The organism is Streptomyces roseus (genome assembly GCF_001044425.1).
Lineage (GTDB): Bacteria > Actinomycetota > Actinomycetes > Streptomycetales > Streptomycetaceae > Streptomyces > Streptomyces roseus.
In genome coordinates this window covers 1-23492 of the sequence record NZ_LFML01000022.1, presented here as the reverse complement: position 1 = coordinate 23492, position 23492 = coordinate 1, and the positions used below count along the sequence as shown (strand labels likewise).

Below are 23492 nucleotides of genomic sequence, written 5' to 3'. Positions count from 1 at the left end.
TGGGGAGCGGGCGGGGGCCCGGGGTGAGGAGCTCCGGCCTAGAGGTGCGCGTAGACGTCGTCGAGGGAGATCCCGCGCGCGACCATCATCACCTGGACGTGGTACAGCAGCTGGGAGATCTCCTCGGCGGCGGCTTCCTTGCCCTCGTGCTCGGCGGCCATCCAGACCTCGGCGGCCTCCTCGACGATCTTCTTGCCGATCGCATGGACGCCCTTGCCGACGAGCTCGGCGGTCCGGGAGGTGCTGGGGTCGCCGTTGGCGGCCTTGAGCTGGAGCTCGCTGAAGAGCTCTTCGAAGCTCTTGGAGGGTGTGTTCGCCATGATGGTCCTCAGAATACGGGGTCCCCCGCCGCCACTCAGCGCCAGGGTTCGCTGACGGACCGCAGGGTCGCAGCGGTGGAGACGGCGGCGATGACCGCTTCGTGTCCCTTGTCCTCGTTCGACCCCTCGAGCCCGGCGCGGTCCAGCGCCTGCTCGTCGTTGTCGCAGGTCAGTACGCCGAAGCCGACGGGGACTCCGGTGTCGATCGACACCTGCACCAGGCCTTGGGTGACGCCCTGGCAGACGTATTCGAAGTGCGGGGTGCCGCCGCGGATGACGACTCCGAGGGCGACGATGGCATCGTAGCCGCGACCGGCCAGTACCTTCGCCACCACCGGGAGCTCGAAGCTGCCCGGGACGCGCAGCAGGGTGGGCTCGTCGATTCCCAGTTCGTGCAGGGCGCGCAGCGCGCCGTCGACGAGCCCGTCCATGACCTTCTCGTGCCACTGGGCCGCGATGACGGCGACACGGAGGTCTCCGCAGTTCCTGACACTCAGTTCGGGTGCGCCCTTGCCGCTCACAGCTGTGCTCCTCGGTTCTTCGGGGTGTGGGGTGTGTGTGGTGTGTGGTGTGCGTCGGTGGTGGTGGTGCTGGTGGTGCTTACCGGTCGGTCACTGGTTGCCGCAGGCGGAGGGGGTCACGGTCTGCTCGAGCCAGGGCAGGTCGTGGCCCATCCGGTCCCGCTTGGTGCGCAGGTACCGCAGATTGTGCTCGCCCGCCTCCGTCGGCATGGCCACCCGGTCGTTGACCGCGATGCCGTACCGTTCGAGGGCGGCGGACTTGTCGGGGTTGTTGGTGAGCAGCCGCACGCTCCTGACGCCGAGGTCGGCGAGGATCTGCGCGCCGGCGGCGTAGTCGCGGGCGTCGGCCGGCAGGCCGAGCTCCAGGTTGGCGTCGAGGGTGTCGCGGCCGCGCTCCTGGAGCTCGTACGCGCGCAGCTTGGAGACCAGCCCGATGCCGCGGCCCTCGTGACCGCGCAGGTAGACGACGACTCCGCGGCCCTCCTCCTTGATGCGGGCCATGGACGCGTGGAGCTGGGGGCCGCAGTCGCAGCGCAGGGAGTGGAAGATGTCGCCGGTCAGGCACTCGGAGTGCATTCTGACCACCACGTCCTGGCCGTCGCCGATCTCGCCGTGGACGAGGGCCACGTGCTCGACGCCGTCGACGGTGGAGCGGAAGCCGTGGGCCGTGAAGTCCCCGTGGGCGGTCGGCAGGGTGACCGTGGCCTCGCGGCGGACGGTCGGCTCGGCCGAGCGGCGGTAGGCGATCAGGTCCTCGATGGAGATGATCGTCAGTCCGTGCTTGCGGGCGAAGGGGATCAGCTCGGGCAGGCGCAGCATGACGCCGTCCTCGCCGGCGATCTCCACGATCGCGCCGACGGGGCGCAGGCCCGCCAGGCGGGCGAGGTCGACGGCGGCCTCGGTGTGGCCGTTGCGCACCAGGACCCCGCCGGGCTTGGCGCGCAGCGGGAAGACGTGGCCCGGGCGTACGAAGTCCGAGGGGCCCGAGACCCCGTCGGCGAGCATCCGCAGGGTGGTGGAGCGGTCGGCGGCCGAGATGCCGGTGGTGACGCCGTGGGCGGCGCTCGCGTCGACGGAGACCGTGAAGGCGGTCTGCATCGACTCGGTGTTGTGCTGGACCATCTGGGGCAGTTCGAGCCGCTCCAGCTCGGGGCCCTCCATGGGGGCGCAGATCAGGCCGCGGCACTCGCTCATCATGAACGCGACGATCTCGGGGGTGGCCTTCTCGGCGGCGATGACGAGGTCGCCCTCGTTCTCGCGGTCCTCGTCGTCGACGACGACGACCGGCCGGCCGGCCGCGATGTCGCGGATGGCCTGTTCGACCGGGTCGAGCCGGAAAACGGCGTCGAGGACGGCGTCGATGTCGGGCACGGGCTTGAGGGTGGTCATGCCGTTGCTCCTTCGAGGGCCGGGGCGGGGGTGGTGCGCGAACGCTGGTACCAGTCGTGGGCGCCCCACAGGACGAGCGCGAAGTAGACGACGTAGACGAGACCCGAGAAGGCCAGTCCGTTGGTGAAGGCGAGCGGGACGCCGACCAGGTCGACGAGGAGCCAGGCGAACCAGAACTCGACGAGGCCGCGGGCCTGGGCGACCATCGCGACGATCGTGCCGACGAAGATGTAGGCGTCGGCCCACGGGCTCCACGACAGGTTCGGGAAGAGCGTGAACAGGCCGCCGACGGCGAGGGTTCCGAGGGCCGCCCCGCCCAGGAGCAGTCCGCGCTCCGTCCAGGTGGCGGTGCGCACCGCCAGGGTGCCGTCCTGGGCCTGGCGGCGGCCGCGCTGCCAGGCGTTCCAGCCCCAGGCCGCCACGCCGATGACGAGGAGCTGCTTGCCGACGCCGCCGGCGAGGTGGGCGGAGGCGTACGCGGCGATGAGGATCAGGCCGGACAGGAGCTGGGCGGGCCAGGTCCATATGGAGCGGCGCCAGCCGAGGGCGAGGGCCGCCAGGCCCATCAGGTTGCCGATCATGTCGGACCAGATGACCTTCTGGCCGAAGACCGTGAAGGCCTCCGCGTTGAGCCAGGTCAGGGCGGTCACGGCTGGTCCTCCTTGGCGGTCAGCGGGTCCACTCCGGCGGCGAGCAGGCGCTCGACGTACTTGGCGAGGACGTCGACTTCGAGGTTGACCGGGTCGCCGGGCTTCTTCAGGCCGAGCGTGGTCAGCGCGAGGGTGGTGGGGATGAGGCTGATGGTGAACCAGTCCGCGGCGGCCTCGACCACGGTGAGGCTGACGCCGTCCACCGTGATGGAGCCCTTTTCCACGACGTAGCGGGCCAGTTTCGGCGGGAGCGAGACCTTGACGATCTCCCAGTGCTCGGAGGGCGTCCTGGACAGGATCTCGCCGGTTCCGTCCACGTGCCCCTGGACCAGGTGCCCGCCGAGCCGTCCGCCGAGGGCCATCGGGCGCTCCAGGTTGACCCGGGAGCCCGCGTGGAGGGCGCCGAGGCTGGAGCGGTCGAGGGTCTCCTGCATGACGTCGGCGGTGAACTCGCCGTCGCCGGTCTCCACGACGGTCAGGCAGACGCCGTTGACGGCGATGGAGTCGCCGTGCTTGGCGCCGTCGGTGACGACGGGTCCGCGCAGGCGGAAGCGGGAGGCCTCGGAGAGCTCCTCGACGGCGGTGACCTCGCCCAGTTCTTCGACGATTCCGGTGAACACTCAGTGCTCCTTGGGGGCGGTGGGGGTGGGGACGGCTTCGGACACGGGTACGGCGGTGATGCGCAGATCGGCGCCGACGCGGACGGCCTCGGTGATGTCGAGGCGTACCGCGCGGGCGATGTTCGTGATGCCGGCGTCGGCGAGGGCGGCGGGGCCGGAGCCGAGGAGGGCCGGGGCGAGGTAGCCGATGACGCGGTCGACGGCTCCGGCTTCGAGGAAGGCCCCCGCCAGGGTGGGGCCGCCTTCCAGGAAGACGGAGCGCACGCCGCGGGCGTGCAGCCGTGCGAGCAGGTCGTGGACGGCGATGCGGCCGTCGTGCAGGGGCAGCCGCAGCAGATCGGCGCCGGGCAGGTGCCGGGTGTCGGCGTCCTCTGCGACGACGAGCAGGGTGGGCGCGGCGTCGTCGAGGATGCGGGCGGTCGGCAGGATCGCGGCGCGGGTGTCGAGGGCGACGCGCAGGGGCTGGGTGGCACCTTCGACGCCGCGGACGGCCAGGTGCGGGTCGTCGGCGCGCAGGGTGCCGCCGCCGACCAGGACGGCGTCGGACTCGGCGCGCAGCCGGTGGACGTCGGCGCGGGACTCCGGGCCGGTGATCCAGCGGCTGCTGCCGTCCTCGGCGGCGCTGCGGCCGTCGAGGGTGGCGGCGTACTTCCAGGTCACGTGCGGGCGGCCCAGGCGCACGGAGGTGAGCCAGGCGGCGTTGCCGGCGGCGGCCTCGGCCTCCAGGAAGGGGCCCTCGGCCTTGATCCCGGCGGCGCGCAGGGTGTCGGCGCCGCCGCTGGCCTGCGGGTTCGGGTCGGGGACGGCGTAGACCACGCGGGTGACGCCGGCCTCGACGAGCGCCTGGGCGCAGGGGCCCGTGCGACCGGTGTGGTTGCAGGGTTCGAGGGTGACGTACGCGGTGGCGCCGCGGGCCGCCTCCCCGGCGGCGCGCAGGGCGTGGACCTCAGCGTGCGGGCCGCCGGCCCGCTGGTGCCAGCCCTCACCGACGACGGTGCCCGCGGCGTCGGTGATGACGCAGCCGACGACCGGGTTCGGGCTGGTGGAGCCGAGGCCGCGGGCGGCGAGCGCGATGGCGCGGCGCATGGCCCGCGCGTCGGCGGCGGCCATGGCGTCGACGGGGGTCGCGGCCTCACCGAAGGCGGCGTGCGGTGCGTGCGCGGCGTGGTTCGCCACCGGGTCCTCCTGCCTCATCGGGCACGGACTCCGGGGCCTGTCGGGATACGACAGATGAAGCGGTACAGCACACGCGGGGACGCCGAGGCCGAAATTCGGTCCGTCCGGACGCATCCGCGGGGATGCGCCGAGTGAACCGCCGACGGCGGCGTACCGGTGACTGGCCCGCCGCGCACTGCCTCCCATCCGGACTTTCACCGTCGGTCCAGGAATTTCACCTGGTCAACCGGCCGCTGGCTGCGGACGGGTCGCGGACTATACCGCCGGTTCGGAATTACACCGACCCCGGAGTGCGCTGCTTACTGGTACTGCTGCCAGTTTGCCACGGTCGATCGTCGGCCATGCGAGCGAGGCGCTGTGGCCTGGGTCACAAGGGGGCGCTCGCGCCGGAGTCCGTCAGGTTGCGCCGTGATTGGTCCAGACCTATTGACGGGTTGGTCTAGTCCTCTTAACGTTCCCTTCATCTTCCCCGGGAGACAGCCCGTCAGATGTGCGCACGTCGCGGGCCGACACGCACCAATTCTCCGCCTGTTGTGTCCTTTTGTGCCCGCCATCCTCCCCTCCCCAGGAGGCACCATGCCGTCCCCCACACGTACGAGAGCGATGCTGCTGGCATCCGGCGCGGCGATCGCCGGACTGCTGGTCGGTGGGCTCTCGGCGGGCGTTTCCCACGCCGCCGACAACGAGAGCTGTCGCCCCGACGGGCTGTACAAGACGGCCGGAGTCGACGTCCCGTACTGCTCGGTCTACGACTCCGAGGGCCGCGAGAAGATGGGCGCCGACCACCAGCGCCGCGTCATCGGATACTTCACCGGCTGGCGGACGGGCAAGGACGGCACTCCCGCCTACCTCGCCAACAACGTCCCGTGGTCCAAGGTCACCCACCTGAACTACGCCTTCGCCCACGTGGGCTCCGACAACAAGATCTCGGTCGGCGCCGACAACGCGAACAACGCCGCCACCGGGATGACCTGGCCGGGGGTGGCGGGCGCCGAGATGGACCCGGCCCTCCCGTACAAGGGCCACTTCAACCTGCTGAACAAATTCAAGAAGCAGTACCCGAACGTCAAGACGCTGATCTCGGTCGGCGGCTGGGCCGAGACCGGCGGCTACTTCGGCGACGACGGCAACCGCGTCGCGTCCGGCGGCTTCTACTCGATGGCCACCAACGCCGACGGCTCGGTCAACCAGGCCGGGATCGACACCTTCGCGGACTCCTCCGTCGCGTTCATCCGCAAGTACGGGTTCAACGGCGTCGACATCGACTACGAGTACCCGACCACGATGAAGGACGCCGGCAACCCGCTGGACTGGCAGCTCTCCAACGCCCGCCGGGCCGGCCTGGTCCAGGGCTACGCCGTCCTGATGAAGTCGCTGCGCGAGAAGCTCGACCGCGCGGGCGCCGCCGACGGCAAGCACTACCTGCTCTCCGTCGCCGCCCCCTCCTCCGGCTACCTGCTGCGGGGCATGGAGACGTTCCAGATGCAGAAGTACCTGGACTACGTCAACATCATGTCCTACGACCTGCACGGCGCCTGGAACGAGTACGTCGGCCCGAACGCCTCGCTCTTCGACGACGGCAAGGACGGCGAACTGGCCGCCGCCGGCGTCTACTCCACCTCCCAGTACGGCGGCATCGGCTACCTGAACTCCGACTGGGCCTACCACTACTTCCGCGGCTCCATGCCGGCCGGCCGCATCAACATGGGCCTGCCGTACTACACCCGCGGCTTCAAGAACGTGCAGGGCGGCACGGACGGCCTGTGGGGCAAGGCGCCGGCGACCACCTGCCCCGCCGGGGCGGGGCTGACCAAGTGCGGTGACGGCGCGGTCGGCATCGACAACCTGTGGCACGACCTGGACGCCAACGGGGTCGAGTCCCCGGCGGGATCCAACCCGATGTGGCACGCCAAGAACCTGGAGAAGGGCGTCGTCGGCGACTACGTCACGAAGTACGGATTCCCGGCGAACACCACGCTGACCGGCACCTACGCCCGCAAGTACGACTCCGCGCTGGTGGCGCCGTGGCTGTGGAACGCGCAGAAGAAGGTCTTCCTGTCGACGGAGGACGAGCAGTCCGTCGCCGCCAAGGCCGACTACGTGGCGGCCAAGGGCATCGGCGGCACGATGGTCTGGGAGCTGGCGGGCGACTACGGGTACAACGCCGCCAAGGGCCAGTACGAGATGGGCGACACGCTCACCTCGCTGATGTACGAGAAGTTCAAGTCGGCCGCGCCGTACGGTGCGAAGAAGGCGGGCGCGACCGCCCTGCCCACCCGGGCCGTGGACATCAAGACCGAGTTCGGCGAGTTCAAGCTGGGCGACTCCAACTACCCGATCACCCCGAAGCTGAAGATCACCAACAACACGAAGACCACGCTGCCCGGCGGCACCGAGTTCCAGTTCGACTACGGGACCTCGGCCCCGGACAACGCCTCCGACCAGTCCGGTTTCGGCACCAAGGTGATCACCAGCGGCCACACCGGCAGCAACGTCGGCGGGCTGAAGGGCGACTTCCAGCGGGTCTCGCTGAAGCTGCCGGCGTGGCAGACCCTGGCTCCCGGTGCCTCGGTGGACCTGGCGTTCAACTACTACCTGCCGGTCTCCACGCCCTCCAACTGGACGGTGAACATCTCCGGCACCACGTACGCCCTCGCCGGTGACCTGGCGCGCGGTACGGCGCTCGTCGAGCCGGGGGGCCCGACGATCCCGCCGACCACCCCGCCCACGACCCCGCCGACCACGCCGCCCACCACCCCGCCGACCACCCCGCCGGGCGGGACCTGCACGAACCCGGCGTACGTCGCGGGCAGCGTGTACACGGGCGGCCAGGTCGTCTCGCACAAGGGCCACAACTGGAAGGCCCAGTGGTGGACGCAGAACGAGGAGCCCGGCACCACCGGTGACTGGGGCGTCTGGAAGGACCAGGGCGCCTGCTGACACCGCCTGAGTGCCGCAGGTGAACGAACGTGAGGACCCGGTGGCCCGGCGGCCACCGGGTCCTCGCACGTGCGGCCGCGGGGTGCGGAGCGCGGCCGATCCGGAGAAGCTGGAATTCCCTCAGCGGCAGCTGTCACATTCCCTGGGGCTGTCCGGGCGCAGCCGGTGGACGCAGCCCTTCAGGGGAGGAACGGACACCATGAGCACGATTCTCGTCACCGGAGGCACCGCGGGCACCGCAGGCACCGCGGCCACCGCGGGCACCGGAAACCTCGGCGGGCCGGTCGGGGTCGTCACCCGCCCGGGCGCGGCGGGCCGGGCACCGGCGGCCGGGGGATGATCGTTTCGGTGGTGTCCATGCCGGAGGGCTCCGTGCGGCGCGCCCCCGTGGACGAGGCCCGTGAGCGCCTCGCGGAATCCGGTTTCCTCTTCGTGGACGTCCAGCTCCCCGAGGAGGCGCCGTCCGGGGAGCCGGCGATCGCCCACCTGCTCGGCCTGGAGGCCGAGGACCTGTCGTGGCTCGGCCGGGAGGAGGAGACGGTCCGCGCCGAGTTCCTCGGTGACGCCGCCGCGTTCGTCGTCCCCGCGTTCGAGGCGGGCCAGGTCGTCCGTCTGCACGTCGTGGCCACCGAGCGGTACCTGCTCACGGTGCACCGGGGGCCGGCCGAGGTGGTGGAGAACCTGATCGCCCGGATCCCGCACGAGCGGCCCCCCGACGCCGTGGCGACGCTGTTCCTGCTGCTGGGCGAGGCGCTGGAGACCTACCGGCGCTCCGCCGTTCAGGCCCTGCTGGAAGTGGAGGACCTGGAGGACGGGATGTTCCGGCAGCGCGAGCCCGAGCAGCTGTACAGCCTGGCGCGGCTGCGCCGTACCTCGGCCCTGCTGCACCACACGCTCCTGCCCTTCCACCAGGCGGCGGAGGAGGTCATCACGCGCCGGGTGCTGAACCGCAACTTCCCGCAGGAGCGCCAGCGGATCGCCTCTGAGTACCAGCGCCTGTCGAGGCTGGTGCTGACGGACATCGAGGCGCTCCAGGAGGCGGCCCGGCGGGGCTTCGGCACCTACTCCTCGCTGGTGTCAGGGGAGCAGAACGGGGTGATCAACCGGCTGGCGATCGTGTCCACGATCTTCCTGCCGCTGAGCTTCCTGACGGGGTTCTTCGGCATGAACTTCGCGTACCTGACGGACGAGCTGGAGAGCAGGTCCATCTTCTGGGTGCTCGCCGTGGGCCTCCAGGTGCTCTTCCTGGCGGGCGCGCTCTACGTGCTGCACCGCACCCGCATCTGGCGCCGCCTCCACGACGAGAGCGTCGACGACGAGTAGGGCGCCGGGGGCCGGGCCGGCGCGGGCCGGGGCCGGACCGCACCGGCCCGGCTCAGGGTGCGAAGAGGTCCGCCTGGGCGGCTTCGCGGGCGGCGAGCCTCGCTCCCGTCAGGACCGCCGAATCACCGAGGGCGGTGGCCCGGACCTCCATCGGGACCGGGGTCAGCGTCGTCAGGCGGCGGGCCACCGCCGAGGCGAGGGCGGCGCCGCCCGCATGGCCCAGTCCCCCCGCGAGGACCAGGCAGCCCGGGTCCAGGACCGCCGCGACGGCCGCCGCGCCCAGCGCCAGCCGCTCCGCCAGGGAGTCGAGGAAGGGCTCACCCGCCGCGCCCGACACCGCCTCCTCCACCGGCCCCGGCCACCCGTGCTCCGCCGCCAGCGCCGCCACCGCGTCCCGGCCCACCAGCGCGTGGAACCCGCCCTCGCAGTCCGTGGCCGAGGGCAGCCGCCCCGTGCCAGGCACCGGCAGGAAGCCGATCTCCCCGGCCCCGCCGGAGGCACCGCGGCGCAGCCGGCCGTCCAGGACCACCGCCGCGCCCACGCCCGTGCCCAGCCACAGCAGGACGAAGGAGTCCAGGTCCCGGGCCGCGCCGACCCGCTGTTCGGCGAGCGCGGCCAGGTTCGTCTCGTTCTCCACCGCCACCTCGGCCGGCAGCCGCCGCCGCAGGGCCGCCACCAGGTTCCGGTGCCAGGCGGGCAGTCCGGCGGTGCTGCGCAGTTCCCCTGCCTCGGCCACCAGCCCCGGCGCGCCGACCACCACCGTGTGCAGCCGGTCGGCGCCGGCCTCCCGCCCCACCGCCTCCAGCAGGTCCACCGCCTCGTCCACGGCGTCCACGGGGAGCCCGGCCTGGGCCAGCGGGCGGCCCAGCAGGTCGGTGACCACCGCCGTCGCGCTGTCCGTCCGTACGTCCAGGGCCGCCAGGTACGCGCGGCGGGCCACGATCCCGTACAGCCGGGCATTGGGTCCGCGCCGCTGCTCGCCCGACTCCCCCACCACCTCGATCAGCCCGGCGCCGGAGAGCCGCTCCACGAGGTCGGCGACCGAGGGGCGGGAGAGGCCGGTCATCGCCTTGAGCTGAGTGGCGGTCAGGGGCCCCTCCTCCTGGAGGAGTCGCAGGGCGAGCCGGTCGTTGATGGCCCGTGCCGTGCTCGGCGACGCGGGCGACGGGGCGGCGGCGGTCAGGGCCTTGGCAGGAGTCACGGCGCCCATCTTAGGTAGCACCACCACACTAACTATCAGGCAGGGTCCCTGATAGTTTAATCCCATGACAGGGGAAACAGACCTCAGCCCGGCGCGCCTGCGCCATGCCCGCTACGCCATCGCGGCCGTCTTCTGCACCCACGGCGCCGTCACCGGCTCCTTCGCCACCCGCATCCCCTGGATCCAGGAGCACGCCCGGCTCGGCTCGGGCACCCTCGGCCTCGCCCTCGCCTTCCCCGCGCTGGGCGCGGCGGTCGCGATGCCGCTGGCCGGCCGGATCAACCACCGCTTCGGGGCCCGCGCGGCACTGCGCTGGCTGCTGGTGCTGTGGACCCTGTCCCTGATCCTGCCGAGCCTCGCCCCGAACCTGGCCACCTTGTGCTTCGCCCTGTTCGTCTACGGAGCGAGCGCCGGGATGGCGGACGTGGCCATGAACGCGCTGGGCGTGGAGACCGAGAACCGGCTCGGCCGCTCGATCATGTCCTCCCTGCACGGCATGTGGAGCGTGGGCGCGCTGATCGGCTCGGCGGCGGGCACCCTGGCCGCCCACGCCGGGGCCGACGCCCGGCTGCACCACCTGATCGCCGCCCTCGCGCTGACCGCGACCGGGCTGGCCGCGGTACGGGGGGTGCTGGACCTGCGCAGCGCCCCGGGCGCCGAGGCACCGCCGCACTTCGCGCTGCCGCCGAAGTCCGCGCTGCTGATCGGCGCGATCGGTTTCTGCGCGGTCTTCGCGGAGGGCGCGAGCATGGACTGGTCCGCCGTCTACCTGCGCGACGTACTGGACACGGACGCCGGCCTCGCGGCCGCCTGCACCACGGCGTTCGCGCTCACGATGGCGCTCGCCCGGCTCGTCGGGGACCGGGTGGTCGACCGGTTCGGGGCGGTGCGCACGGTCCGGGCCGGCGGGGTCCTGGCCACCGCGGGCGGGGTGCTCGTGGTGGTGGCCGCGCAGCCGGCCGTGGCGATCGCGGGCTTCGCCCTGATCGGGCTCGGCATCGCGGTGGTGGTGCCGCTGGCCTTCGCGGCCGCCGCGCGCAGCGGACCGGCACCGGCCCAGGCCATCGCGGGCGTCGCGACGATCACGTACACCTCGGGGCTGATCGCGCCGTCGGCGATCGGCGCGGTGGCGGACGCGACCTCGCTCGTGGTGTCCTTCGCGCTGGTCACCCTGCTGGCGTTCGCGCTGGTGGTGGGGGCCGCCGTACTGCGGCCGAAGCCGGTGGGGGCAGGGGCCGCACCGGTGGATCTGGACGAACCGGCTGCTATCCGGCCGTAATATTGCGCCGGCTGCCCTGCGGCCCGGATGCTTGATCGATCGGTTCGACGGAAGTGGTGGAGAACATGGGCCTCGGCGTGCGCTGGACCCTGCACGGAGACGGGCGGACCCCCGCCCCCGGCGCGGTGGTCCGGCCGGACGAGCGGCTGTCGTGGCCGCGTACCGCCGGGCTCGGCGCCCAGCACGTCGTCGCGATGTTCGGGGCCAGCTTCGTCGCGCCGGTCCTGATGGGCCTGGACCCGAACCTGGCGATCATGATGTCGGGTGTGGCGACGGCCATCTTCCTGCTGGCCACGCGCGGGCGGGTGCCTTCCTACCTGGGCTGCTCCCTCTCCTTCGTGGGCGTCGCGGCCGCGATCCGGGCCGGCGGCGGGAACAGCGCGGTCGTCACGGGCGCGGTGTTCGTGGTCGGCGCGGCGCTGTTCCTGGCGGGGCTCGCCGTGCGGCGCTTCGGGGCGCGGATCATCCACGCGGCGATGCCGCCGGTGGTGACGGGCGCGGTGGTGATGCTGATCGGCTTCAACCTGGCGCCGGTGACGGCCTCGACGTACTGGCCGCAGGACCAGTGGACGGCGCTGCTGACCATGCTGTTCACGGGGATGGCCGTGGTCTGCCTGCGCGGTTTCTGGTCGCGGATCGCGATCTTCCTCGGGCTGGTCTTCGGGTACGCCCTCTCCTGGCTCTCCGACCTGGTCTTCGGCAAGATCCACTCGACGGTGGGCGGGGCGGAGGCCGTCGATCACTGGCGGCTCGACCTCTCGGGCGTCGGCAAGGCCGACTGGATCGGGCTGCCGTCCTTCCACGCACCGCAGTTCCAGTGGTCGGCGATCCTGATCGCGCTGCCGGTGGTGATCGCCCTGCTCGCCGAGAACGCCGGGCACATCAAGGCGGTCGGCGAGATGACCGGCGACCCGCTGGACGACGAGCTCGGCACGGCGATCGCGGCCGACGGCGCCGCGTCGATGCTGTCCACGGCGGTGGGCGGCCCGCCCAACACCACGTACTCCGAGAACATCGGCGTGATGGCGGCCACCCGCGTCTACTCGACGGCCGCCTACTGGGCGGCGGCGGGCTTCGCCCTCCTCTTCGGCCTGTGCCCGAAGTTCGGCGCGGTGGTCGCCGCGATCCCGGGCGGGGTCCTGGGCGGGATCACCGTGATCCTGTACGGGATGATCGGCCTGCTCGGCGCGCAGATCTGGATCAACGGCGGGGTGGACCTGCGCAATCCACTGAACCTGGTGCCGGCCGCGGCGGGCATCATCATCGGCATCGGCGGGGTGAAGCTGCACCTCACGGACACCTTCGAGCTGGGCGGCATCGCGCTCGGCACCATCGTGGTGATCACGGGGTACCACGCGCTGCGGTACTTCGCACCGGCGCACCTCAAGCAGCAGGAGCCGCTGCTCGACGCGGGCACGTCGGCGTACGACGAGTAGGGCGCGGGCGGCGCGGGGGCGGCGCGAGTCGCGCGGGCGGGGCCGGTGGGGACCGCGACGACCGCCCCCGACCGGGCCGGCGACCGGACCCGGTTCGCCCGAACCGGCGAAGCACACGGCCAAGTCACCCGGATCCGCACCGCCGGCTGCCACGCTGCCACCCATGGAAGCGGTACTGGCGCGGATGCGCGCCCTGGACGAGCGGCTCCCCGAGCGGGACGGCGTCGCCGTCTTCAACCGGGTGTACCTGACGGTGACGGAGACACTGCACGCGCGCATCTCCCACGGGGAGTTCCCGGCGCCGCGGCGGGCGCAGGCGCTCAGCGTGCGGTTCGCGGAGCGGTACCTGACGGCCGTGGAGGCGGACCGGGCGCCGGCGTGCTGGCGACCGCTGCTCCAGTACCGCCGCCACCCCGGGGTCCGGCCGCTCCAGCACGCGCTGGCCGGGATCAACGCGCACATCGGGCACGACCTGGCACTGGCGGTGGTGGCCACGTGCCGGGCCCTGGATTGCGAACCGCACGCCCTGGAGGCGGATTTCGACCGGGTCGGCGACACCCTGATCGCCCTGGAGGAGCACATTCGGGAGGACCTGATGCCGGGCCCGGACCTGCTGGAGGTCGCGGACCCGCTGACCCACCTGCTCGGCTCCTGGAGCCTGGAGCGCGCCCGCGGCGCCGCCTGGTCGGCGGCCCGCCTGCTGTGGACCCTGCGCCGCTCCCCCGAACTGGCCGAGGAGTTCACGGATTCCCTGGACGCGGGAGTGGGCCTGGTCGGCCGCTGCCTGCTGACCCCGCGCAGCTGAGAACGGGCCGCCGCCGCGCTCGTGGCGCGGGGGCGGCCCGTGGTCGGGGGCCGGAGGGACCGGTCGGGTCAGTCCTCCGGGAGTTCGACCGGGGCTATCTCGTCGTAGACGTCGCCCGGGCCGGGGTTGGTGGAGTCCGTGGAGCCGCCGAGGTGGTGCATGACGCCCCAGACCGCGTTCAGCGCCGTCTGGACCGCGCCTTCGGCCCAGCCCGCCGTCCAGGAGATGTCGTCGCCCGCGAGGAAGATGCCGCGCTTGTCCTCGGGGAGGCGGTCCTGCATGAAGTGGGTGAACAGGCGCCGCTGGTAGCGGTAGTGGCCCGGCAGGTTGGCCTTGAACGCTCCCATGAAGTAGGGCTCGTTCTCCCAGGACACGGTCACCGGGTTGCCGATGATGTGACGGCGGATGTCGACCTTGGGGTAGATCTCGCCGAGGGACTTCAGCATGACCTCCATCCGCTCGTTCGCGGACAGCGGCAGCCACTTCAGGCTGTCGTCGCACCAGGTGTACGAGAGACAGATGGTGGCCGGCCGGTCCGGGCCGTTGTCCAGGAGGTACGTTCCGCGGGTCATGCGGTCCGTCAGGGTCATCGACATGACGTCGCGGCCCGTCCCCTCGTCCTTGTCCAGCCAGAACGGCCGGTCGACGGGAATGAAGAGCTTGGACGACTCCATGTAGTGGGTGCGCTCGATCGCCGTCCAGTGGTCGATCGGGAACAGCGTGTCGTCGCAGGCGATCTTCGACAGCAGCATCCAGGACTGCGCCGTGAAGATCGCGGCACGGTAGGTGCGGATGTCGCCGTCGGCGTCGGTCACCGTGATGCGGTTGCCGGCCGTGCGGTGCAGGCGGGTCACCGCCGGGCGCGGCGCGCCCCCGTGCAGGGAGGACAGCGAGGTGCCCTGCGCCCAGTGGACGATCTTCTCGGGCTCGCGCTCCCACAGGCGCAGCGGCAGCTGCTGCGAGCCGCCCACGATGCCGCGGTGGTGGTCGTCGGCCTCGGTGTAGACGACACGCAGGATCTCCAGGATGGAGTTCGGGAAGTCGGTGTCCCAGCCGCCCGTGCCGAAGCCGACCTGGCCGAAGATCTCGCGCTTGCGGAAGGACTGGAAGGCCTCGGACTTGCAGAGGAAGCCGTAGAAGGTCTCGTCGTCGAGCTTCTCGACGAGCTTGGCCCAGATCTCGCGGATGCGCGGGACGTCCCGCTCGCGCATCGCCTGGTTCATGTCGGAGAAGTCGGCGCCCTCGTCGAGGCAGGCGTTCCACGCGGCCGACACGTCGCGGTAGACCTGCGGGAGGTCGGCGATGGTCTCGGCGTAGTGGGTCTCGCCCTTGAGGTCCACGACCGTGGAGGGGGTGGCCTCGGCGAGCGGGTTCGGGAAGGGCTCGGTGACCAGGCCCACGAGGTCGATGTAGTGCTGGAGCGCGGTGGAGGAGGGCGGGAAGCGCATGGCGCCCATCTCCGCCGTCAGGCCCTCGGTGCCGGCGCCCTCGAAGCCGACGGTGCGCAGCCGGCCGCCGATCTGGTCCGCCTCGTAGACGACGGGCTTGAGGCCCATCTTCATCAGCTCGTACGCGGAGATGATGCCGGACAGCCCGCCGCCGATGACCGCGACCTCGGTGCCGAACTCGGTCGCCGGGATCTGGCCCAGGCCCGCGGGGTGGGCCAGGAAGTCGTCGTACGCGTACGGGAAGTCCGGGCCGAACATGGTGATCGGCGGCTGTCCGTCGCTGTGCGGGACGGCGGTGGTGGGCACCGTGGACGTCATGGGGTACGGCTCCTTGCGGGGGTGGGGCAGGGGGAGGGCGCCGGCGGGGGCGTGGACCGGGCTCGGCTCGGGCTCGGGTCGGCTCAGACGAGGGAGGCGTAGAGCCCGGGGCGGCGGTCGCGCAGGTAGGGGTTGGTCTCGCGCGACGCGCGCAGCAGCTCGGGATCGGCCTCGCCGATCACCAGCTCCTCGCCGCGCCCGGCCCGGGTGCGGGTCACCCCGTCGGGGCTCGCCAGGCAGCTGAGTCCGACGAACTCGAACTCGCCTTCCGGACCGGTGCGGTTGACGTACGCGATGTACATCTGGTTCTCGAAGGCCCGTACGGGGACGAGCTGTTCGGCCACGAACTGGAACGGATGCATCTGCGCGGTCGGCACCAGGAGGAGGTCGGTGCCGGCGAGCGCGTGCGCCCGGACGTTCTCGGGGAACTCCACGTCGTAGCAGATCATGATGCCGATGCGGAGGCCGTTCAGGTCCGCCTGGACGACGGGGGTGTCGCCGGGGGTGAAGGCGTCCTGCTCGAAGCAGCCGAAGAGGTGGGTCTTGCGGTAGTTCGCGAGCCGGTCCCCGTCGGCGCCGACGAGCTGCGCCGCGTTGTACACGGCGTCGCCGTCGCGCTCGGGGTAGCCGTACAGGACGGCGACGCCGTGGCGGCGGGCGATGTCGCCGATGGCGCGGGCCGACGTGCCGTCGGCCGCCTCGGCGAGGGCGGCGACCTCCTCCACCTCCAGCGCGTAGCCGGTCAGGAACATCTCCGAGGTCACGAGGAGCCCGGCACCCGCGCGCGCGGCGCGCTGCGCGGCCTCGTCGAGCGCCTTCAGGTTCCCGGCGGTGTCGCCGAGCCGTCCGGAGCTCTGGAGGAGGGCGGTGCGCAGCGGGGGCATGGGCGTACCTCTGTGGCAGGAGGGGAGTGGGTCCTATTGAAGGTACGTTCACCCGTTCGACGCCGACAAGCCATGACCGTTGCGCTCGGCGCATCGATTCGTTGCGCGTTTTGCGGGGCCGGCGGCGATTCGTTGCGCCAGGCCTTTCGGGATCCCCTCCCGCCCACGGCCCGCCCGCGGCTACGTGTCGGCGCGGAAGGACGGGTGGCCGTGCAGCCGCCACAGGTCGTCGAGGATATCGTCCGTGTCATTGCCGATGACGCGGCCGCTCCAGGTGTCGCACAGGGCGGGGACGGTCAGCGCGCCGTCGTAGTGTCCGGCGGCCTCGTAGGCCCGGCGCAGCGCCTCGTACGAGGCGGGCGTGGAGAGCAGGGTGGTGGCGACGGAGTCCTCCAGGCCCAGCCGGGCGAGCGCGGCCGCCACGCGCAGGGAGCTGGGACAGTCCGTGCGCAGGTACAGGCGGTAGCGGTGCGGTACGGGCGAGAAGCCGGCGCCGATGCGGCCGCGCAGGACGAGGGCGGGACCGGTTCGGGGCTGGACCGAGGGCAGCATGACTCTCCTTGAGGACGGCGCGAGGGCGTGGCGGACCTCCCGGCGGCGCGGCGCGCGGCCGGGTTCACGGAGGCGGTGCGGGGGTGCGTACGCGGCGCGGCGGCCGTGGAGCGCCCGGGGCCCGCGGTCGGGCGGGACCGCCGGGAGGCCGTGCGCGGCGTTCGGGACGAGGGTTCAGGCGCTCGCGCGGAAGGCGCTGCGCACACGCAGCAGATCGATGTGCAGGCGCCGGGTCAGCCACCAGCGACGGAGGATCCGCACGCGTGCGCCCACCGTCCTGGCCATGTCCACCGACTCCGTCCCACTCCTGGGGCATAAACCCGCCCGCGACGGACGCTGACTTTCGTGACCGTCGTCACCAGCAGTCTCGTGGCGGTGCGCGGGGCCGTCAAGAAGGTGTGCGGCGCTCGTGCTGCCGTCCCCGAGGGAAGGAGTTCCCCACCCCATGGCGCCCGACACCGATACGGCCACGCCCGTGCACGTCCTCGACAACCCGGTCTGGGCCGCGCTGACCGGCCCGAGCAGCGCCCTCGCCGAAACCGGGCCCCGGGGGCTGGCGGCCCGGTACGCCGCCGAGATCTCGCCGTTCGCCGCGCTCGCGGACCCGCAGGACCCGGCGTCCTGGGCGGATCTGGCGGCGCTGGCCGGCCCGGGCACCACGGTGTGGATCACCGGCCTGCCGACCCCGCCCCCGGGGTGGACGACGGAGCACGCGATACCGGGCGTGCAGCTGGACGGCGGGGCGGTACGGGCCGAGGCCGCGGCGGAGGCGGTCCTGCTGGGGCCCGCCGAGGTGCCTGAGATGCTGGAGCTGGTCGCCCTGACGAAGCCGGGGCCCTTCGCCCGGCGGACGGTCGAGCTGGGCACCTACCTCGGGATCCGGCACGAGGGCCGGCTCGTCGCGATGGCGGGGGAACGGATGCGCCCGCCCGGCTGGTCGGAGATCAGCGCGGTCTGCACGCACCCGGACCACCGGGGCAGGGGGCTCGCGAGCCGGCTGATCCGGGCGGTGGCCGCCGGGATCCGGGAGCGGGGCGACCGCCCGTTCCTGCACGCGGCGGCGGACAACACGGGCGCCATCGCCCTCTACGAATCGATGGGCTTCACCCTGCGCCGCCGCCCGGTCTTCATGGGCGTACGCACCCCGGACACGACGGCCTGACGCCGGAGTCCGCGGGCCGGGGACGGGGCCCGCACGTTTCACGGCGCGCGCAGCGGTCACACGCGGGGAATCCCGTGCACACGAAAGGACCGAGAGGACCTGCGATGAACGACGTCTCACGCCTGCCCGGCGCCGCCGGCCACCACTGGCAGTGGCAGCTGCGGGCCGCCTGCCGGAATCTGGGACCGGGCCGCTTCTACCACCCGGCCGGGGAGCGGGGCGAGGAGCGCGACGACCGCGACGAGGCCGCGAAGCGGGTCTGCGCGGTCTGCCCGGTGCGCACCGCGTGCCTGGAGCACGCCCTGCGGACCCGCGAGCCGTTCGGCGTGTGGGGCGGGCTGACGGAAGAGGAGCGCCGCGCCCTGCAGAGCCCGGCACACGCCGCCACGGCGCGAAAGTCCGCTTAGGGCCGTGTCCTTCGGATCACGGCGGGCCCGGGGCCGGAAGACACGGCTCAGGCCGGGGCGCCCGAGGTGAAGCGGCGCAGCAGGGGGGAGAGGACCAGGACCGACTTGGTGCGCTCCACGAACGGCTCGCCCGCGATGCGTTCCAGCACCCGCTCGAAATGCCGCATGTCGGAGGCGAAGACCTGGACGAGGGCGTCCGCGTCGCCGGTGACGGTCGACGCGGACACCACCTCGGGGTACCGCTCCAGACCCCGCCGGATGTCGTCCGGCGAGGTGTTGTGGCGGCAGTAGATCTCGATGAAGCCCTCGGTCTCCCAGCCCATGGCGGCGGGGTCCACGCGGACGGTGAAGCCGGTGATGGCTCCCTCCGCCCGCAGCCGGTCCACGCGACGCTTCACGGCGGGGGCCGAGAGTCCGACCTCGGAGCCGATGTCGGCGTAGGAGCGGCGGGCGTCCTCGGCGAGGGCGTGCACGATGCGTTCGTCGAGATCGTTCAGTCGCACTGCGGGTGGATCACTTTTCTGCTGTGGCCACTTCTGCCGTGGCCAGTCGGGAGCGGCGGATGCCGTACAGGAAGTAGACCACGAGGCCGACGGCCATCCAGACACCGAAAGCGACCCACGTGGCGACCGGCAGGCTGTACATCATGTAGCCGCAGGCGAGGAAGCCCAGGATCGGCGTGACCGGGAACAGCGCCACCTTGAAGGTGCGCGGCATGTCGGGCTTGGTGCGGCGCAGGATCACGACCGCGATGTTGACGAGGGCGAAGGCGAAGAGCGTGCCGATGCTGGTCGCGTTGGCCAGCTCACCCAGGGGGATGAACGCCGCGAGCGCGCCGCAGAAGAGGGAGACGATGACCACGTTGGCGCGGGGGGCGCCGGTCTTGGCGTCGACCTTGGCGAAGATCTTGGGGACGAGGCCGTCGCGGGACATCGCGAAGAGGATGCGGGTCTGTCCGTAGAGGACGGCGAAGACGACGGACGCGATGGCGACGACGGCGCCGGCCGCGAGGACGACGCCCCAGAAGCTGTCACCGGTGACGTTGGTCATGATCTGGGCCAGCGCGGCCTCGGTGCCCTCGAAGTCCTTCCACGGCAGGGCACCGACGGCGACGAAGGCGACGAGGCAGTACAGGACGGTGACGATGCCCAGCGACAGCATGATCGCGCGGGGCAGGTCCTTCTTCGGGTTCTTGGCTTCCTCACCGGCGGTGGAGGCGGCGTCGAAGCCGATGTAGGAGAAGAAGAGGGTGGAGGCGGCGGCGCTGATGCCGGTGACGCCGAGCGGGGCCAGCGGGGCGTAGTTGCCGGACTTGATGCCCATGACGCCGATGCCGATGAAGAGCACCAGCGTGACGATCTTCACCACGACCATGATCGTGTTGATCCGCGCGCTCTCCTTGGCGCCGCGCAGCAGGAAGACCATGGCGAGCAGGACCACGACCAGGGACGGCAGGTTGATCCAGCCGCCCTCGCCCAGCGGGGCGGCGGAGAGCTTCTCGGGGAGCGTGACGCCTATGGTCCCGTCGAGCAGCTCGTTCAGGTACTGGCCCCAGCCGACGGCCACGGCCGAGACGGAAACGGCGTACTCCAGGACCAGGCACCAGCCGCAGATCCAGGCGATGAACTCGCCCATGGTCACGTACGAGTACGAGTACGAGGAGCCGGAGACCGGCACCGAGCCGGCCAGCTCCGCGTAGGAGAGGGCCGAGAACAGCGCGGTCAGGCCCGCGATGACGAAGGAGATCGTGACGGCCGGGCCGGCCTTGGGGGCCGCCTCGCCGAGGACGACGAAGATGCCGGTGCCCAGGGTGGCGCCGATGCTGATCATGGTCAGCTGCCACATGGTGAGCGAGCGGCGCAGATTGCCGCCCTCGCCCTGGCCGCCCTCGGCGACCATCTGCTCGACGGGCTTGCGGCGCAGCAGGGGGTTCACGGGCTTGCGGGGCCCGGAGGTGAGCGGTGGCGCCTGGCCGGTTTCGAGCACGAGGGGACTCCTTTGACACTGCGGATGGGGACTGAGGCATCGACCGCAGCGGTCCGGGGCAGGACACAGACAAAGGAGCCTGGGCATGGGGGACCGCCGAGCAGGCGGTCCGCGCCACTCCACGTACAGCGAGTGAGCCTACGAGCTGAGAGATACCGCCCGTAATGCACCATCCTTGCACATTGCCGCACGATCGTTGCGCGGATCTGTCCTGGATGGTCCTTCGTTGCGCACGGATGATCGATCAGTGCGCAGGGTCCCCGGGGCCCCTTCGTTGACACCTCGTCAGATGTGCCGCAGCATGCCGCCCGGACCGACGATCGGAGGCCCACCGTGAACGCGGCGAAGGCCATGGACGCCACGAACGCCACGACTGACGCGACTGACGCGACGAGCACCACGAGCGCGATCGGCGCCGCGGAGGCCGTCGCCGTCGCCGCCGACGGCGACGGCGCCCCGCACTGGCTGGACCCCGGACCGTTCCTGCGCGGGGTCGCCTGGCTGGACGAGGGGCGCCCGGTCCGGGCCGACCCCGAGGACTCCATGCGGCTGCCCTGGGACACCGGGGAGCGGGCCACGCTCCCGATAGGGGTGCGTCTGGAGTTCACCGCCCACGCGGCGCGGGCCGTGGAGATCCGCTACCGGGCGACCGTGCCCGGCCCCACCGACGCGCTGCGCGACCTCGCGCACGCCTTCGCCCTGTGGGACCGGCACGGTGTGGTCCGCGAGGTCTGGACGGAGCCGGCCGCCGAGGCCGTCGTACGGATCGAACTGCCCGGCGGGGCCGGACCCTTCACCCTCCACCCGCCGGAGGCGCAGTCCCCGCTGATCCTCGGCCTGCGCGGGATCGGCGGCACGGTGGCGCCCGCCCCGCCCGCCCCGCGCTGGGTGGTGCACGGCGATTCGATCACCGAGGGCTGGTGGTCGACCCGGCCCGCCCACGGCTGGCCCGCGGTCGCCGGGCGGGCGCTGGGCTGGGACACGGTCAACCTCGGGTACGCGGGCGCCGCCCGGGGGGAGCTCGCCACCGCCGAGCAGATCGCGGGCCTGCCCGCCGATGTCATCACCCTCGCGTTCGGCACCAACTGCTGGTCCCGCGTGCCCTTTTCGGTACCGCTCCTGTACGAGACCACCCGCGCCTTCCTCGACCTGGTCCGCCAAGGGCATCCGCGGACCCCGCTGCTGCTGGTCTCCCCCGTCCTGCGGCCCGACGCCGAGCGGACCCCGAACCGGCTCGGGGCCACCCTGGGCGCCCTGCGCGACGCGATGGAGCGGGCGGTCCGCGACCGGATCGCCGCCGGGGACGACCGGCTCGCCCTGCTCCCGGGCCGCGACCTCCTGGGCCCGGAGCACCTGGCGGACGGACTGCACCCCAACGACTCCGGACACCAGGTGTTGGGCCTTGCCGTGGTCACGGCTCTGCGGCGCTCCGGGTTCGGTCCGGGGTGAGTGAAACAGCCCACAGGAATCCGCTTGAACAGATCGACCCCGACAGGGCGTGTCCTGAGCACGGTTGCCGACGCACCGGAAACGGGCGGCGGGCACGGAGACACCACACGTGGGAGAGATCAAGATGGGCATCAAGCGCGGAACCACCCTGGCCGCCGTCGCAGTCGTCGTCGCCCTGACGGCGACCGCCTGCGGCGGGGACGACACGGCGGGCAACGCGAAGCCGGCCGGGGCCGCGTCCGTGGCTCCCGCCGCCGGTGCCGGCGAGTACGGCTCCGACTACGGGGCGGGCAGCGCCGGCGGCGCCGCGGACGCCAAGGGCGCCGGACAGCTGGCGGTCTCCCAGAACGAGCAGATCGGCGCCCTGCTCACCGACAGCGCCGGCCTCACCCTCTACCGCTTCGACAAGGACACCGCCAAGCCGCCGAAGTCCAACTGCGACGGGGACTGCGCGAAGGCCTGGCCGGCGGTCGCGGCCGGTGACGCCACCGCCGCCGCGGGCATGGACGCGGCGCTGCTGGGCGAGGTCGTGCGCACTGACGGCAGCAAGCAGCTGACCGTGGCCGGCTGGCCGGTCTACCGGTACGCCAAGGACACCAAGGCGGGCGAGACCAACGGGCAGGGCGTCGGCGGCACCTGGTTCGCCCTCGCCCCCGACGGCAAGAAGGCCGCGAAGGCGGCCGCCGCGCCGGCCGGTGCGGGCCAGGCCACGGGCGCGCTGACCGTGGCCAAGGACCCCAAGCTGGGCGAGCACATCGTCGACGGGAACGGGATGACGGTGTACCGGTTCAAGAAGGACACCGCCTGGCCCATGGCCTCCAACTGCACCGGCGACTGCGTGGCCAAGTGGCCGGTGGTGCCCCCGGTGGACAAGGCCAACGCCAAGGGCATCGTGGAGAAGGGCTACTCGGTCCTGGACCGCCCCGACGGCAAGAAGCAGCAGGCCATCGACTGCTGGCCCGTCTACACCTTCACGGGTGACAAGAAGGCCGGCGACATCAACGGCCAGGGCGTCGGCGGCACCTGGTACGCGGTCTCCCCCGACGGCAAGCTGATCACCACCTCCTGATCCACTGCCGTCCCTCCCCGCCGGGCCCTTCCCCTCCCTCCTCCCCCTCACCCCCCACTTCCGGACCGCGCGGCCCCCTGCCTCCCCCTCTCCCCCCTGGCAGGCGGGCCGCGCACCGTTTCGCCCCGGCGCCACCGTCCCTACACTCCACCGCATGCTGCGCGTACTGGCCGTCGACGACGAGAAGCCGCTCCTCGAAGAGCTCCTCTACCTGCTGCGCTGCGACCCCCGGGTGCTCAGCGCCGAGGGCGCCTCGGACGCCACGGAGGCCCTGCGGCGGATAACCCGGGCCCTGGAGACCGGCCCCGAGGGCCCCGACGGCATCGACGTCGTCTTCCTCGACATCCACATGGCGGGCCTGACCGGCCTCGACATCGCCCGGCTGCTGGCGGGGTTCGCACGGCCGCCGCTGATCGTGTTCGTCACCGCCCACGAGGGGTTCGCCGTCCAGGCCTTCGACCTCAAGGCGGTGGACTACGTCCTCAAGCCCGTGCGCCCCGAGCGGCTGGCCGAGGCCGTCCGGCGGGCCTGCGCCCAGTTGGGCCGCTCCGCCGCAG

23 protein-coding genes and 1 riboswitch are annotated in these 23492 nt (G+C 72.3%); of the genes, 11 read left to right on the top strand and 12 right to left on the bottom strand.

What is annotated here, in order from left to right; translation table 11 throughout:
* Positions 1–38: 38 nt before the first annotated feature.
* From ACS04_RS06190 to ribD, 6 genes are all read right to left on the bottom strand, one after another.
* Positions 39–320, bottom strand: coding sequence for a phosphoribosyl-ATP diphosphatase (locus tag ACS04_RS06190; RefSeq protein WP_048475498.1), 282 nt, complete (start codon positions 318–320; stop codon positions 39–41).
* 35 nt (positions 321–355) lie between these two features.
* Positions 356–841 carry a 6,7-dimethyl-8-ribityllumazine synthase gene (gene ribH, locus ACS04_RS06185; RefSeq protein ID WP_048475497.1) on the bottom strand — a complete coding sequence of 162 codons (486 nt, stop codon included), beginning with the start codon at positions 839–841 and terminating at the stop codon, positions 356–358.
* A 90-nt stretch (positions 842–931) separates the two neighbouring features.
* Positions 932–2230, bottom strand: coding sequence for a bifunctional 3,4-dihydroxy-2-butanone-4-phosphate synthase/GTP cyclohydrolase II (locus ACS04_RS06180; RefSeq protein WP_048475496.1), 1299 nt, complete (start codon positions 2228–2230; stop codon positions 932–934).
* Entirely contained in the window at positions 2227–2880 is a 654-nt protein-coding gene (locus tag ACS04_RS06175; RefSeq protein WP_048475495.1) for a nicotinamide mononucleotide transporter family protein, read from the bottom strand. Before ACS04_RS06175 ends, ACS04_RS06180 begins: the two co-directional genes overlap by 4 nt.
* Complete coding sequence (locus ACS04_RS06170; RefSeq protein WP_048475494.1) at positions 2877–3500, bottom strand: riboflavin synthase; 624 nt, start codon at positions 3498–3500, stop codon at positions 2877–2879. Before ACS04_RS06170 ends, ACS04_RS06175 begins: the two co-directional genes overlap by 4 nt.
* Complete coding sequence (gene ribD, locus ACS04_RS06165; RefSeq protein WP_048475543.1) at positions 3501–4610, bottom strand: bifunctional diaminohydroxyphosphoribosylaminopyrimidine deaminase/5-amino-6-(5-phosphoribosylamino)uracil reductase RibD; 1110 nt, start codon at positions 4608–4610, stop codon at positions 3501–3503.
* Positions 4611–4844: 234 nt separating this feature from the next.
* Positions 4845–4974: riboswitch (FMN riboswitch) on the bottom strand.
* 278 nt (positions 4975–5252) lie between these two features.
* On the opposite strand from ribD, the gene ACS04_RS06160 reads away from it, so the two are divergent.
* The 3 genes from ACS04_RS06160 to ACS04_RS06155 all read left to right on the top strand — a co-directional run bounded on the left by ACS04_RS06160 (position 5253) and on the right by ACS04_RS06155 (position 8939).
* A complete protein-coding gene (locus tag ACS04_RS06160; protein WP_048475493.1) occupies positions 5253–7616 on the top strand; it encodes a chitinase C-terminal domain-containing protein in 2364 nt (787 codons plus the stop codon).
* A 199-nt stretch (positions 7617–7815) separates the two neighbouring features.
* Positions 7816–7956 (top strand): hypothetical protein, encoded by a 141-nt coding sequence (locus ACS04_RS38100; RefSeq protein ID WP_158977192.1) that lies wholly within the window; start codon positions 7816–7818, stop codon positions 7954–7956.
* Positions 7957–7973: 17 nt separating this feature from the next.
* A complete protein-coding gene (locus ACS04_RS06155; RefSeq protein ID WP_048475542.1) occupies positions 7974–8939 on the top strand; it encodes a magnesium transporter CorA family protein in 966 nt (321 codons plus the stop codon).
* A 52-nt stretch (positions 8940–8991) separates the two neighbouring features.
* Here ACS04_RS06155 and ACS04_RS06150 read toward each other — a convergent pair whose 3' ends face one another.
* Positions 8992–10149 carry an ROK family transcriptional regulator gene (locus ACS04_RS06150; RefSeq protein ID WP_048475492.1) on the bottom strand — a complete coding sequence of 386 codons (1158 nt, stop codon included), beginning with the start codon at positions 10147–10149 and terminating at the stop codon, positions 8992–8994.
* 55 nt (positions 10150–10204) lie between these two features.
* Between ACS04_RS06150 and ACS04_RS06145 the strand changes: the two genes are divergently transcribed.
* From ACS04_RS06145 to ACS04_RS06135, 3 genes are all read left to right on the top strand, one after another.
* Positions 10205–11419, top strand: a complete 1215-nt coding sequence (locus ACS04_RS06145) for an MFS transporter (RefSeq protein ID WP_048475491.1) — start codon at positions 10205–10207, stop codon at positions 11417–11419.
* A 65-nt stretch (positions 11420–11484) separates the two neighbouring features.
* Positions 11485–12855 (top strand): uracil-xanthine permease family protein, encoded by a 1371-nt coding sequence (locus ACS04_RS06140; RefSeq protein ID WP_048475490.1) that lies wholly within the window; start codon positions 11485–11487, stop codon positions 12853–12855.
* Positions 12856–13018: 163 nt separating this feature from the next.
* Positions 13019–13660, top strand: coding sequence for a DUF5995 family protein (locus ACS04_RS06135; RefSeq protein WP_048475489.1), 642 nt, complete (start codon positions 13019–13021; stop codon positions 13658–13660).
* A 68-nt stretch (positions 13661–13728) separates the two neighbouring features.
* Here ACS04_RS06135 and ACS04_RS06130 read toward each other — a convergent pair whose 3' ends face one another.
* The 3 genes from ACS04_RS06130 to ACS04_RS06120 all read right to left on the bottom strand — a co-directional run bounded on the left by ACS04_RS06130 (position 13729) and on the right by ACS04_RS06120 (position 16862).
* A complete protein-coding gene (locus ACS04_RS06130) occupies positions 13729–15426 on the bottom strand; it encodes a flavin monoamine oxidase family protein (protein WP_048475488.1) in 1698 nt (565 codons plus the stop codon).
* An 83-nt stretch (positions 15427–15509) separates the two neighbouring features.
* Positions 15510–16310 carry a carbon-nitrogen hydrolase family protein gene (locus ACS04_RS06125; protein ID WP_048475487.1) on the bottom strand — a complete coding sequence of 267 codons (801 nt, stop codon included), beginning with the start codon at positions 16308–16310 and terminating at the stop codon, positions 15510–15512.
* Positions 16311–16490: 180 nt separating this feature from the next.
* A complete protein-coding gene (locus ACS04_RS06120) occupies positions 16491–16862 on the bottom strand; it encodes a hypothetical protein (RefSeq protein WP_053080712.1) in 372 nt (123 codons plus the stop codon).
* Positions 16863–17307: 445 nt separating this feature from the next.
* On the opposite strand from ACS04_RS06120, the gene ACS04_RS06115 reads away from it, so the two are divergent.
* A complete protein-coding gene (locus ACS04_RS06115) occupies positions 17308–18024 on the top strand; it encodes a GNAT family N-acetyltransferase (RefSeq protein WP_048475486.1) in 717 nt (238 codons plus the stop codon).
* Positions 18025–18128: 104 nt separating this feature from the next.
* Entirely contained in the window at positions 18129–18431 is a 303-nt protein-coding gene (locus ACS04_RS06110) for a WhiB family transcriptional regulator (protein ID WP_048475485.1), read from the top strand.
* 47 nt (positions 18432–18478) lie between these two features.
* Here ACS04_RS06110 and ACS04_RS06105 read toward each other — a convergent pair whose 3' ends face one another.
* The gene (locus ACS04_RS06105) at positions 18479–18934 is read right to left on the bottom strand and encodes an Lrp/AsnC family transcriptional regulator (RefSeq protein ID WP_007262967.1); all 456 of its coding nucleotides are present in this window, start codon (positions 18932–18934) and stop codon (positions 18479–18481) included.
* 10 nt (positions 18935–18944) lie between these two features.
* Positions 18945–20417, bottom strand: a complete 1473-nt coding sequence (locus tag ACS04_RS06100; RefSeq protein WP_048475484.1) for an amino acid transporter — start codon at positions 20415–20417, stop codon at positions 18945–18947.
* Between the two features lie 333 nt (positions 20418–20750).
* On the opposite strand from ACS04_RS06100, the gene ACS04_RS06095 reads away from it, so the two are divergent.
* From ACS04_RS06095 to ACS04_RS06085, 3 genes are all read left to right on the top strand, one after another.
* On the top strand, positions 20751–21866 hold the full coding sequence (locus ACS04_RS06095) for a GDSL-type esterase/lipase family protein (RefSeq protein WP_245236297.1): 1116 nt from the start codon (positions 20751–20753) through the stop codon (positions 21864–21866).
* 124 nt (positions 21867–21990) lie between these two features.
* Positions 21991–22935 (top strand): SCO0930 family lipoprotein, encoded by a 945-nt coding sequence (locus ACS04_RS06090; protein ID WP_048475539.1) that lies wholly within the window; start codon positions 21991–21993, stop codon positions 22933–22935.
* A gap of 154 nt (positions 22936–23089) precedes the next feature.
* Positions 23090–23492 (top strand): LytR/AlgR family response regulator transcription factor (locus tag ACS04_RS06085; protein ID WP_048475483.1); only part of this gene is annotated, 403 nt, incomplete at its 3' end.